We start from the raw sequence: 11,678 nt of genomic DNA on the forward strand, positions 1-11,678 counted from the left end.
TTTAAAAAATTTTCCACTTACATTATAGCATAGGTAGTATCTTTTTGTCTTTTTTACGTACTTGGTTTCAAATAAAAATCGAGACCTTAGGCTCGATTTTTAGGTATGAGATTCGCTTCGCGAAGCTGCTGCCGTCCCTTGCTACATCAGACAAAGTCTCATTACTAACGGACTCTCGTTAAATCACGTCAAATTAAAAAGACTTTTCGTCGTAGCAAGGGTAAGAGTAGCCACGTTGGCTACTCTTACTCGGGGAAAATCGAGACCTTAGGCTCGATTTTTAGGCATGAGATTCGCTTCGCGAAGCTGCTGCCGTCCCTTGCTACAACAGACAAAGTCTCCTTGCTAACGAACTCTCGTTAAATCACGTCAAATTAAAAAGACTTTTCGTGGTAGCACGAGTACTAGAAGCTACTCTAGCTTCTAGTACAAGGAAAATTTGAGACCTTAGGCTCAAATTTTAGCCAAGAGACAGCTTCGCTGGCTACTGGCGTCCTATGCTACAACAGACAAAGTCTTAATTTAATACTAGTATCCTTTTTTGACCTTCCCATTCCAAGCGTCATATCCATTTTTCAAAATGAAAATATTAGAATAACCTTTACGTTTCAAACGATACGCTGCTCTTCCAGAAATTGTCATCCCTTGCTCATATAAATAAATCGGTTGATCCTTTCTTAATTCAAACATACGATCTTTAAATTGAGAATAAGGAATATTTCTAGCACCTAAAATATGACCAGCTCTAAACTCATCCTTTTCTCGCAAATCAATTAATTGACCATGACGTAAGTCTTTACTAAATTCCGTTACATCTAAAGTTTCAGCTGCACTACGACGCATCCAAAATAATACTGCAATATACGCAACATATACTGCTAAAATACTCCAAACAATCCAAAATAACATACAATACTACCTCTCTGATTAAGATTTTCCAATTAATACTAATGAAGCGGCTCCAATAACCCCAGCATCATTACCTAATTCAGCTAAAGCTAAAACAGTTGATTCTTTAATTGGTGGGAAAACATTTTTCTCAAATTCTTCACGAACACCTTTTAATAAAAATTCACCAGCAGCACTCACGCCACCACCAATGACAATTCTTGAAGGATTTAAAATATTCGCAATATGAGAACATGCTACACCTAAATATTCTGAGAAATGACGAATCACGATTAACGCTAATTTATCCTCTTCTTTTGCCAAATCAAAAACATCTTTAGCAGTGACTTGTTGCCCGTCATCAATTCTTGCTTTCAATTCAGAATCTCCAGCATATTGTTCTGCATAACGACGAGTTAAGTTAACAATACCTGTTGCACTTGCTACAGTTTCTAAACAACCTTTCTTGCCGCATGTACAAGAGATTGGATCTTCAAAATCAACTGCAATATGACCAAGCTCACCACCAGCACCACTAAACCCATGAATTAATTGGTTACCGGCAATTACTCCACCACCAACACCAGTTCCTAGTGTTACAAAAACAACATCTGGTTCATTATTTCCTGCGCCAACCCATTTTTCACCTAGGGCAGCCACATTCGCATCATTATCAATATAAAATGATAAACCTAATTCTGATTCAATTTGTTGTTTAATTGGTTGTAATGTTTTCCAGTTTAAATTATACGCACCAATAACAGTTCCTTCTTGGCGATTCACAACACCAGGAGATCCCATCCCAATTCCTAAAAAGTCATCTTTTGTTAAGCCTAACAGCGTTAGTTTATGTTTAATTGATTGAATAATATCTGGAACAATATGGCTTCCTTCATCTAAAATATTTGTTGGAATAGACCATTTTTCTTGAATTTCACCATTTTGTGTTAAAATAGCAAATTTAATTGAGGTTCCTCCTAAATCAATCCCGATAATTTTTTTATTCATATTCTTCACCTCATAAAACGTATTCATTTTATTTATAGTATATCAGTTAGTATACAGTTTTCATAGCATTTCTTTTCCTATTTCAATTCCGATTTTAAACAATACAATAGCAATCAAAATGTAAATAATCGCAAATAGTAGTCTTTCATACATTTTAGTCACTCGGTCTCCTCTAAATGAAATAACTGAAGATATGACATAACCTCCTACTAATCCACCAATATGACCCCAAAGATCTATAGTACTTGAAAATAAGCTTGTTATTAAATTCATCACTAATAATGCCATATATTGCATTCCTAATTCTCTAAAGGCATAAATGTAACGATGTCTTGTTGATAAATAGAGCATCAATCCAAATAAACCAAACAATGAAGTACTTGCCCCCGCTGATATATGCTGAGCATTAAAAGCAAAACTGGCAAGATTTCCCATAATACCACTTAATAAGTAAATGACTAAAAATCTTCCATGACCAACGATACTTTCTAATTGATTTCCAAAGAAATAAAGAAATAAACTATTCATCGCAAAATGCTCAAGACCAATATGTAAAAATATCGGTGTGATAAAACGCCAATATTCATGAAGTAAAATAATAAATGCATTAGCTCTTGCACCATAATAAACTAAAATTCCTGGATTCGTTGAACCACCCTTTAATGTCATTATGATAAACATAATAATTTGTATGAGTAAAAATAAATTAGAAAACGTTAAATTTTGTAAAATCGTTCTTTTATATCTCTCTTTTTTCCAATAATTCATTTGAATGAATCACTCCTTCTTTTGTAATAAGAATTTGAACCGTTTGATCAAATACTTCCACATTCCAAACAGCTTCTTCATAAACTTGTTCCTGATAAGCTAAACTAATGGTAGAAAAGTTCTGTTGTTCTATGAAACGATCATAATAACCTCCACCAAATCCTAATCGCTCTCCTTTTTTTGAATAAGCCAGTCCTGGAACAATGACTAAATCAATTTGCTCTTCATCCACCCAAATTGGTTGAATAGGCTCTTCTAGTCCAAAGAAATTTTTTTGAAACTGTGTCTTTTCATCCCAAAATGCAAATTTCATTTGTCGATGCGGTAAAGTTACGGGAACTACAATTTTCTTATTCATATTTCTAGCTAACTTTACAACTTTTTCCAATGAAAACTCAATAGGCATTGCCTTCGTTAATGCAATGATTTTTGCTTCTTTCCATTCAGGAAGATGTCGTAAATAATCTAATATCAATTCTTCTTGAGGGTTTCTTTTTTCTAAAGATAAACGCAATAAATTTTCTTTTGCAATTTTTCTCGCATCTACTTTATCCATTTTTACAATTTCCATTATTTTTTACCTTTATCTTTCTTTGTCAAAGGTAAAGTAATTTTAAAAATAGAGCCATGATTTAATAAAGTTGTGACAGAAATTTCTCCATCATAACTTTCTATCAATTCCTTAGCAATGGATAATCCTAAACCATTACCGCCTCTTTCTCTTGAACGTGCTTTATCTACACGATAAAATCTTGAGAAAACTTTTTTACGATCTTCCTCCGTCATTCCCATTCCAAAATCTTGAACAGCAATTTCTACATGCTCTTCACCTTTTGATAAACTTAAAATAATTTCTTTTCGATCAAGAGAATATTTCACAGCATTATCCATTAAAATAATGACTACTTGTTCTAAATGATTTAAATAAATAGGAATCCATAAATCACGCTTTAAATCATCATCAAATGTAAATGTAAATTCAGGATATAGCACTCTGAAATTATGCACTACTTGCTTGGCAACTTCAGTAACATTCGTTGTAGCATCTTTATATTGTTCTTTCACTTGAGGTGCACGAGATAAATCAAGCATTTCTTGTACTAATGTTTTCATTCTTTGCAACTCAACTAGTGAAGCTTGTAAAGATTCTTCTAAAACTTCTGGATCGTCTTTTCCCCATCGATTTAAGAGCTTTAAATGTCCTTCTACAATCGCTACAGGTGTTCTTAATTCATGAGAAACATCTTCGACGAAATGTTTTTGCTGTTCAATATAAAAACTAATCTTATCTAATAATTCATTAAAATGTTCAGAAACAATTGCAAATTCATCGTTCTTTTCTGAAACTTTGATTCGCTTCGTTGAAATATTTTCTTCACTAATGGATGAAATGATTTCTTGAATTTTTTTAATCGGTTTTGTCATCTGATACGATAACAAATATCCTAAAACAACTGCAATGATACCTGACACAAAAATGGTAATAAGAGCTAGTTGATTTAATTCCTGTTTTAATTGTTGTAAATTAACTAATCGATTCGTAATAGACAAATATCCAATCAATACTCTTGATTTATTAGAAAGTATTGGAGTAGATGTTTGAACAATCGTTTGTCCATTTTTCAATTTTTTCACTATCGTTTTTACATCATTCCCAATAGCTTCTCCATCATTCCATGATTGTGTTTTAAAAATTTCTTTCCGATTTGTTCCATACACCTGTACATTAAATTGTTGATCATTGGTATAAAATTTCTTTTGATAAATTCCATCTTTATCTTTTTGATAACTATTATTTTGATTCAACACTGCTACAATATTAGCGGATGTTACTGGTGATTCATATTCTGATAATTTTTCACTTAATTGTTCTCGATATTTTTCCGTTAAAACTACCTCTTGGCTTTGATAGTGATGAATTTCAAATCCTAAAAATCCAACTGTCACCAATGATAATAGTAAAAAAATAGTGGTCGAAATAATCAACCACCATTTTTTCCCAACGGAAGTTTCTTCATGTTTTACTTTCATGATATCCTCCATTTAGACTTGATTAACGACGCATTACATAACCTGTCCCACGAACTGTTTGAATATAACTTTCACGTCCTGGAATATCAATTTTATTTCTTAAATATCGAATATATACATCAATAACATTTGTTTCAACTTCCATCTTATATCCCCATACTTGGTTTAATAAAACTTCTCGAGAAAGAACAACATTAATATTTTCCATTAACATTAATAGTAATTCATACTCTCTCTTTGTTAAATCAATTAATTCCCCATTACGACGTACTGTACGATTTTCTTTTTCAATGACTAAATCACGATATTCTAAAATCGTTTGTTTTTGAACACGTGCCTCTTCCTCAATACTTAATCTTCTAAATAATGCACGGATTCTCGCTAATATTTCTTCGATTTCAAACGGTTTTACAACATAGTCATCTGCCCCTTGATCTAATCCTGTTACTCGATCCATTACAGAATCTCTAGCAGTCATGATAATAATAGGAGTTTTCTTAACTTGGCGCAAACGACGTACAACTTCTAATCCATTTAGTTCTGGCAACATCAAATCTAATAAAATTACATCCCAATTTTCATCTGTTGCAGCTTGCAATCCGCTACGCCCATCAAAACAAATTTTTGTTTCATATCCTTCATGTTGTAATTCTAATTCTACAAATCGTGCTAAATTTTTTTCGTCTTCAATAATTAAGATTCTTTGATTCATCGACATGGATACACCTCACCCTAATATTTTTTAAGATTCATACTAATAATATCACATTCTCTCATCTCATTATAGCCCTTCCATAAAAAAAACACTATCATAATGAATTTCTTTGACTTTTTACAGAAGTAAATAGTGGAAGTATTTTTAAATCTATAAATATTTTGCAAATTATATTAAAAAAAGAGAATGAGCTATTCCAGTTCATTCTCCCTTCTATGACTATTCTTCATCTAATAAATTTGTTTGACCTAAATCTTCGACTTCTTGAGAAAGGACTTCTCCACCAATATTATAGTGAGTGCGAATTTTTTGTGTTAAAACATCAACAATTTCAGGATGTTCCGTTAAGTATTTCTTCGCATTTTCACGGCCTTGTCCAATCTTTTCATCATTATAGGCATACCAAGCACCGCTCTTCTTCACTAAATCTAAATCAGAAGCCATATCTAAAATTTCTCCAATTTGAGAAATTCCTTCTCCATACATAATATCCACTTCAGCTGTTTTAAATGGTGGCGCAACTTTATTTTTCACTACTTTAATTTTAGTGTGATTTCCTAAAATTTCTGCTCCATTTTTAATTTGATCACTACGACGAACATCTAAACGAATACTTGCATAGAATTTTAATGCACGACCACCAGGTGTTGTTTCTGGATTACCGAACATAATTCCAACTTTTTCGCGTAATTGGTTAATAAAGATTGCAATTGTTTTCGTACGGTTAATTGTTCCTGATAATTTACGAAGCGCTTGAGACATTAAACGAGCTTGGAGCCCCACATGAGATTGTCCCATATCTCCTTCAATTTCTGCACGTGGTACTAATGCAGCTACTGAGTCGACAATTACGATATCAACTGCACCTGAAGCCACTAATGCATCTGCAATTCCTAATCCTTGTTCACCAGTATCTGGTTGAGATAATAATAATTCTTCAATATTAACGCCTAATGCTCTTGCGTATTCTGGATCTAAAGCATGTTCCGCATCGATAAAGGCTGCTACTCCACCACGTTTTTGTACTTCTGCTACCGCATGTAAAGCAACTGTTGTTTTACCACTTGATTCAGGACCGAAAATTTCAATAATTCTTCCTTTAGGGTATCCACCTGCTCCTAATGCAATATCTAATGCTAATGAACCTGAAGAAACAGTCTGAACTTGCGAATCAGCTTTTTCTCCTAATTTCATTACTGCACCTTTACCATAACTTTTTTCGATTTTTTTCAATGCATCATCTAATGCACGTTGACGATTTTCTTGTTCTACCATCTTAAACCTCCATGTCCTCTTAATTCATCCTTATCATACACTATACTCAATAGTGAAAGCAAGAAAAACGAACATTTGTTCTGTTATTTTTTTAATAAATATTTTCTTAGCTCATTAAGTCCATATTGAACCGCAAATTCACGGTTACCATTACGATTTCTTGCTAAATGTAATTCTATTGTTTTTGTTTCTACCCCATCTGCTAATGAAACAAATACAGTTCCTACTTCTTTTCCTTCCATTGGTGATGGGCCCGCTATTCCTGTAAAAGAAATTCCAAGGTCACTCCCAAATATTGTTCGCACATTTTCTGCCATCGCTTCGGCACACTCAGCACTGACCATTCCATATTTTTCTAATATTTCTTGAGAAACTTGTAATTGATTTTTCTTGATAGATTCTTGATAAGCAACACAAGAACCAAGTACATATTGTGAACTTCCTTCAACAGAAATTAATGTTGAAGCAAAGAGTCCTCCTGTTAAACTTTCTGCAGAAGCGATACTTAATCCACTATTTTTTAATAATTCACTTGTAATGGATAATAGTGTTTCATATTCTCCATATCCATAAAAATATTCACGTTCCACAGATACTATTTTTTCTTCTAATTCATCTAATAACTGTTCACACTCTTCTGTTGTATCTCCATTTGCTGTTAATCGAAGAACAACTTCATACATTCCTGCGTATGGAGCAATTGTTGGATTCGTTTGTTCTTCAATTAATTTTTCTAAATCAGTGACTAATCTAGATTCTCCAATTCCAAAGAAACGTAAATATCTAGATACAAAAGTTCCTTCATTGGAAACTTTATCTTTTAAATATGGAATCGCCTCTTTTTCAAGCATCATTTTTAATTCACTTGGAGGGCCTGGTAAAACAATGAAAATAGTTGAATCCGTTTCTACTGCTCCACCAATCGCTAACCCATTATGATTTTTAAAAACTGTTTCACCTTTAAAAACCAATGCTTGAAGTCGGTTATTAGGGCTCATTGGACGATGAGATTGCTTATGGAAACGAATAATTTTATCCATTGCTTCTTCATCTTCTACTAATTCTCTTTGAACAAATTTCGCTAAAACTTGTTTTGTAATATCATCTGTTGTAGGTCCCAATCCACCACTTAAAATAATTAAATCACTACGACTACTAGCTAGTTGAATGCTTTCAAACATTCTTTCTGGATTATCTCCAACAGTTTGTTGGTAATAAGTTGGAATAGACAACTTTGCTAATTCTCTAGCAATAGTTGCACTATTTGTATTAATAACTTGTCCCATTAATAATTCTGTACCGACTGTAATAATTTCTGCTTTCATACTTTCTACTCCTCATTTATAAAAAACAAAAGGCTGGGTAAATCCCAGCCTCCACCATTAAACAGAAAATGAATCTGCAAAAACATGTTTATTTTTTATAAAGTAATCTACTCCTGAATAAACTGTTGCAACTAAACAAACATATAGCAAAAACGTTCCAATTGAAAACGGCAATCCTTTTACTGGAAAATCATCAATCAATAAAAAGATAATCGCTAACATTTGTGTTGCTGTTTTAACTTTTCCAGGCCATGCTGCTGCAAGTACTTCACCATCATTCACTAATAATAAACGAAGTCCTGTTACAGCTAGTTCTCTACATACAATCACTGCTACAATCCACATTGGAATGACACTAGCTCCTACTAATGTAATAAAAGCCGTCATCACTAATAATTTATCTGCTAAAGGATCGGCAAATTTTCCAAAGTTTGTAATTAAGTGATATTTTCTAGCTAAATATCCATCTAAAAAATCTGTAATACTAGCAATCGTAAAAATAATCATTGCCAATACCCAACTAACACTTAAGTTTGAATGAAAAACATTCACCATTCCTAAAGTATCTTTTGGAAAACACATCATTAGTAAGAACAAAGGAATCATAACAATTCGAGCAATAGTTAATCGATTGGCAATATTCATGCTATTCCCTCTATTCCACTGTAATATAAATGGCTGTAGCACTTACTCCATCAGGAATTTGAATTTCTTGTCCTGCTAAAGTAATGGTACCAACTGGTGTATAACCGAAGTTTAAAACAATTGAATTTGTTCCTTCAGGAATTGATCCTACTAATTGTTGTCCTGTTGTAGGAGCACCATCAGCTACTACTTTTTGATTTGCAGTAATTCTTGCCCATAATTGTGTTCTTGCACGGTTTGTTACTACTAAATTTGCAGGAAATTCAGCTAATTTTGCTGTGTAATATAATGAATTTCCATTTGCATATGAATAACGAATCGTTGTTTCTTTTGTTTCTTTTGTTTCTTTTGTAGTTGTTGTTGATTGTGTTGTTTCTGCCACAGTTGTTTCTTCTGCTTTTTCAGCTGTTGTTGTATTTTGAACTGTTACAGTTGTTGCAACTGCTGCTGGCTTCGGAGTTGAACGTTTATTCAGTAATGACTGTGCAATCGCAAATACGATTGCTACAGCTAACATTCCTAATAAAATTGTAGGTAAATAATTTTTAAATTGTCCCCAAGCTTTTGTAACAGAAGTTTGCGCCTCTCTATTATTGGATAAACGACTTGAGATAAATTTTTTATCTGCCAATACAGATTCTTCCTCTGGAATTCCTCCAGGATTTTTTGGAGTTTCTAATTCGAATTCTTCTAACAAACGAACACCATCTACTCCAACTGTTTCTGCTACTTGTTTAATAAATGCACGAGTATAAAAGTCTCCAGGCATTAAATCGAAATCATTTTCTTCGATCGCAATTAAATATTTTTTTTGAATTTTTGTGATTTGTTGCAAGTCATCTAAAGTATATCCTTTTAATTGACGAGCACGTTTTAAGATTTCTCCAATTGTTTGTTCCATTTAACCACCAACTTTTCATATTATCATGAAAAGTATACCATAGATTGCATATGAAACAAACTCATTCACTGTGTTTTTTCGTTAACTTTCTTCTCATTAAATACAAGATAAACTTTTTCAGAACGAGTAGAACCATTTTTTAAATGAGCACTTAATTCAAAAACTTTACTTTTTTCATCCCATTTAATTTCTACATTTCCAGTCGAAAAGTCTATTCTCGTTGGAAAAATCATTTCATTATCTTTTACTTCTAAATGACTATCTAAATTTTGAGTTGTTAATTCTAACATTATTTTCAGTCGATACGTATCACGGAGTAAACGATACTGATTCGCATTTGCGACTCTAATTTGATAGAAAGCAACCGTAACTAAACTTGTAATAAATAGTAAAGCTAAAAAAGGAACTACTAAACTAGCTTTTATCTTTTGATGCTTTGTTAGATTTTTTATCATGAGAGTCCTCCTTTTTATGATCTTCTTTACTCGAAGTGGATTCCTCTTTTTGAATGATTTCTTTTTCAACTGAAATAACACGATTCCCTGGAATAAAATATGTTTCAAATTTTTCGTTATTTCGTAAGATTCCTTTCAGACGCACTCCATCTTTTTCACTATGAAGAAACATCTTTTCATATCCTATTAATAATGGATGGTAGCCTTTTCTCTCATCTTTTTCCTTACTAATCCATAGTCTAGCTTTCTTATCATCCATCTCTGGCTCAGCTCTAATAAAATAAGCTCCTTCCTTTGTTGGACGTCCATCTTCAAATTTGGGTTCAAATACAATCGTAGGCCTAGCATAGCCTTGTAAATGAGTATCCATTTGCTCAACCATTAAATGCCACTCTATATAATTAGGGACTTCCAATTTATTTTGCACTTTTAATAATACTTGATAAACTCCACTAATTAGTAGCATACTAACTGCAAAAATCGCTAATGCCATTAATTGTTCAATGAGGAGAAAGGCTGACTTTTTCTTTTGAACCCATTCTTTCAATTCGAACCACCTCCTCCTGACCACAATGAATGCTCACAGAAGTTACTGGAGTTTTTGAATTGATTTTTTTCAAATGAATGATTTCTTTAGTTTTATGAGTATTTTTATTTGAAGAATTTGTATCCTCTGTTTTTGCTGAAGAAGTCGTTAATGTAGTTTTTTCTTCTGTATAACTTACTGAAGGTCTACTTTCATGTAACTTCATTAATTGATTCGAGTATTCATTTAAAATGCATTTATGTTGCTGTTCTCTTTTTACGGAATCGCCTAATACAAATGAAAGTAATAATACTGTTAAAGTCGCAATCATTAAAGCTAGGAGAGCTTCTACAAAGGCGAAAGCTTTAATTTTTCGAAACTTTAACATAATATCTACCTCCTCCTAATTGAAATGTAAAAGTATATGAATATTTTTTTCCTTTAAATGTAATACTTGGAAATTGGTTAAAGGTTGTAATATTTCCTGTTTCACCATTAAATTCAACATTAAACTCTCCAGAATAATGTATAGTTTTTGGAAATTCTTTAATAACTTTCGTTTTTTCATCTTCTGCAAAAATAAGTGTGTAAGTATCTTGGCTGACTTGATTAATTTTTAACTTTGAATCTCTACCTGTCGCTTGCGCACTTGCCTGTACTAATTTCAAATCATTCTCAAACTGCTTTATAAACACTCTTTCTTGATACGTTTCTCCAAAATCCACTATAGCAGGAGGAACTAACCATAATAATACGAGTAGAATACCAAGAGAAACGAGTAATTCTACTAAAGTAAATGCATGAGCTTTCATAGAAGTTCCTCCACCTCTTTAATTATTGGGAATTAGTTGAAGCTTTATTTGTTGCCTTATTATAGGCTTCTTCTTGTTCTTGAGTAATATATTTCCCCTTCTTTAAATCCTCCATACTCGGATCTTTATCTGATTTATTGTCTAATTTGTATAGTTCTTTCTGATTTTCAACAACCTTCACAATCGCAGTATCCGATTTCTTTTGTGCTTCTTCTCTTTGTTTAGCAATATTTGGAATAATAAGTAACATCATCAGCCCAATAATAAATAGACAAATGAGTAATTCAATTAATGTAAAACCTTTTTTCTTTTTTAATAATTTTTTCATC

At 32.5% G+C, this 11,678-nt stretch carries 15 protein-coding genes; all 15 read right to left on the reverse strand.

All coding sequences use genetic code 11. The features are described 5' to 3' along the window. Positions 1-528 precede the first annotated feature (528 nt). Positions 529-909 (reverse strand): rhodanese-like domain-containing protein, encoded by a 381-nt coding sequence (locus RWR88_RS01550; RefSeq protein ID WP_314450278.1) that lies wholly within the window; start codon positions 907-909, stop codon positions 529-531. An 18-nt stretch (positions 910-927) separates the two neighbouring features. Continuing rightward, positions 928-1,896, reverse strand: a complete 969-nt coding sequence (locus tag RWR88_RS01555) for an ROK family glucokinase (RefSeq protein WP_314450280.1) — start codon at positions 1,894-1,896, stop codon at positions 928-930. A gap of 60 nt (positions 1,897-1,956) precedes the next feature. After that, positions 1,957-2,664 carry a rhomboid family intramembrane serine protease gene (locus tag RWR88_RS01560; protein WP_314257175.1) on the reverse strand — a complete coding sequence of 236 codons (708 nt, stop codon included), beginning with the start codon at positions 2,662-2,664 and terminating at the stop codon, positions 1,957-1,959. Then, entirely contained in the window at positions 2,636-3,235 is a 600-nt protein-coding gene (locus tag RWR88_RS01565; RefSeq protein ID WP_314450283.1) for a 5-formyltetrahydrofolate cyclo-ligase, read from the reverse strand. Before RWR88_RS01565 ends, RWR88_RS01560 begins: the two co-directional genes overlap by 29 nt. Next, positions 3,235-4,695 carry an ATP-binding protein gene (locus tag RWR88_RS01570; RefSeq protein WP_314349462.1) on the reverse strand — a complete coding sequence of 487 codons (1,461 nt, stop codon included), beginning with the start codon at positions 4,693-4,695 and terminating at the stop codon, positions 3,235-3,237. The genes RWR88_RS01565 and RWR88_RS01570 overlap by 1 nt, the downstream gene beginning before the upstream one ends. A gap of 22 nt (positions 4,696-4,717) precedes the next feature. Next, positions 4,718-5,407 carry a response regulator transcription factor gene (locus RWR88_RS01575; protein ID WP_314349463.1) on the reverse strand — a complete coding sequence of 230 codons (690 nt, stop codon included), beginning with the start codon at positions 5,405-5,407 and terminating at the stop codon, positions 4,718-4,720. Between the two features lie 222 nt (positions 5,408-5,629). Continuing rightward, positions 5,630-6,685, reverse strand: a complete 1,056-nt coding sequence (recA, locus tag RWR88_RS01580; protein WP_314450285.1) for a recombinase RecA — start codon at positions 6,683-6,685, stop codon at positions 5,630-5,632. Positions 6,686-6,768: 83 nt separating this feature from the next. Then, on the reverse strand, positions 6,769-8,010 hold the full coding sequence (locus tag RWR88_RS01585; protein WP_314450286.1) for a competence/damage-inducible protein A: 1,242 nt from the start codon (positions 8,008-8,010) through the stop codon (positions 6,769-6,771). 57 nt (positions 8,011-8,067) lie between these two features. Continuing rightward, positions 8,068-8,655 carry a CDP-diacylglycerol--glycerol-3-phosphate 3-phosphatidyltransferase gene (gene pgsA / locus RWR88_RS01590; RefSeq protein ID WP_314450287.1) on the reverse strand — a complete coding sequence of 196 codons (588 nt, stop codon included), beginning with the start codon at positions 8,653-8,655 and terminating at the stop codon, positions 8,068-8,070. 10 nt (positions 8,656-8,665) lie between these two features. After that, complete coding sequence (locus tag RWR88_RS01595) at positions 8,666-9,556, reverse strand: helix-turn-helix domain-containing protein (RefSeq protein ID WP_314450288.1); 891 nt, start codon at positions 9,554-9,556, stop codon at positions 8,666-8,668. Between the two features lie 65 nt (positions 9,557-9,621). Continuing rightward, positions 9,622-10,011, reverse strand: a complete 390-nt coding sequence (locus RWR88_RS01600; protein ID WP_314450289.1) for a hypothetical protein — start codon at positions 10,009-10,011, stop codon at positions 9,622-9,624. Next, the gene (locus RWR88_RS01605) at positions 9,971-10,558 is read right to left on the reverse strand and encodes a hypothetical protein (RefSeq protein ID WP_314450290.1); all 588 of its coding nucleotides are present in this window, start codon (positions 10,556-10,558) and stop codon (positions 9,971-9,973) included. Before RWR88_RS01605 ends, RWR88_RS01600 begins: the two co-directional genes overlap by 41 nt. Continuing rightward, on the reverse strand, positions 10,512-10,925 hold the full coding sequence (locus RWR88_RS01610) for a hypothetical protein (RefSeq protein WP_314450291.1): 414 nt from the start codon (positions 10,923-10,925) through the stop codon (positions 10,512-10,514). Before RWR88_RS01610 ends, RWR88_RS01605 begins: the two co-directional genes overlap by 47 nt. After that, complete coding sequence (gene comGD, locus RWR88_RS01615; protein WP_314450292.1) at positions 10,903-11,349, reverse strand: competence type IV pilus minor pilin ComGD; 447 nt, start codon at positions 11,347-11,349, stop codon at positions 10,903-10,905. The genes RWR88_RS01610 and comGD overlap by 23 nt, the downstream gene beginning before the upstream one ends. A gap of 22 nt (positions 11,350-11,371) precedes the next feature. Then, positions 11,372-11,677 carry a competence type IV pilus major pilin ComGC gene (comGC, locus tag RWR88_RS01620; RefSeq protein ID WP_314450293.1) on the reverse strand — a complete coding sequence of 102 codons (306 nt, stop codon included), beginning with the start codon at positions 11,675-11,677 and terminating at the stop codon, positions 11,372-11,374. Position 11,678 lies beyond the last annotated feature (1 nt).

It is taken from the genome of uncultured Granulicatella sp. (assembly GCF_963528195.1).
Taxonomy (GTDB): Bacteria; Bacillota; Bacilli; order Lactobacillales; family Aerococcaceae; genus Granulicatella.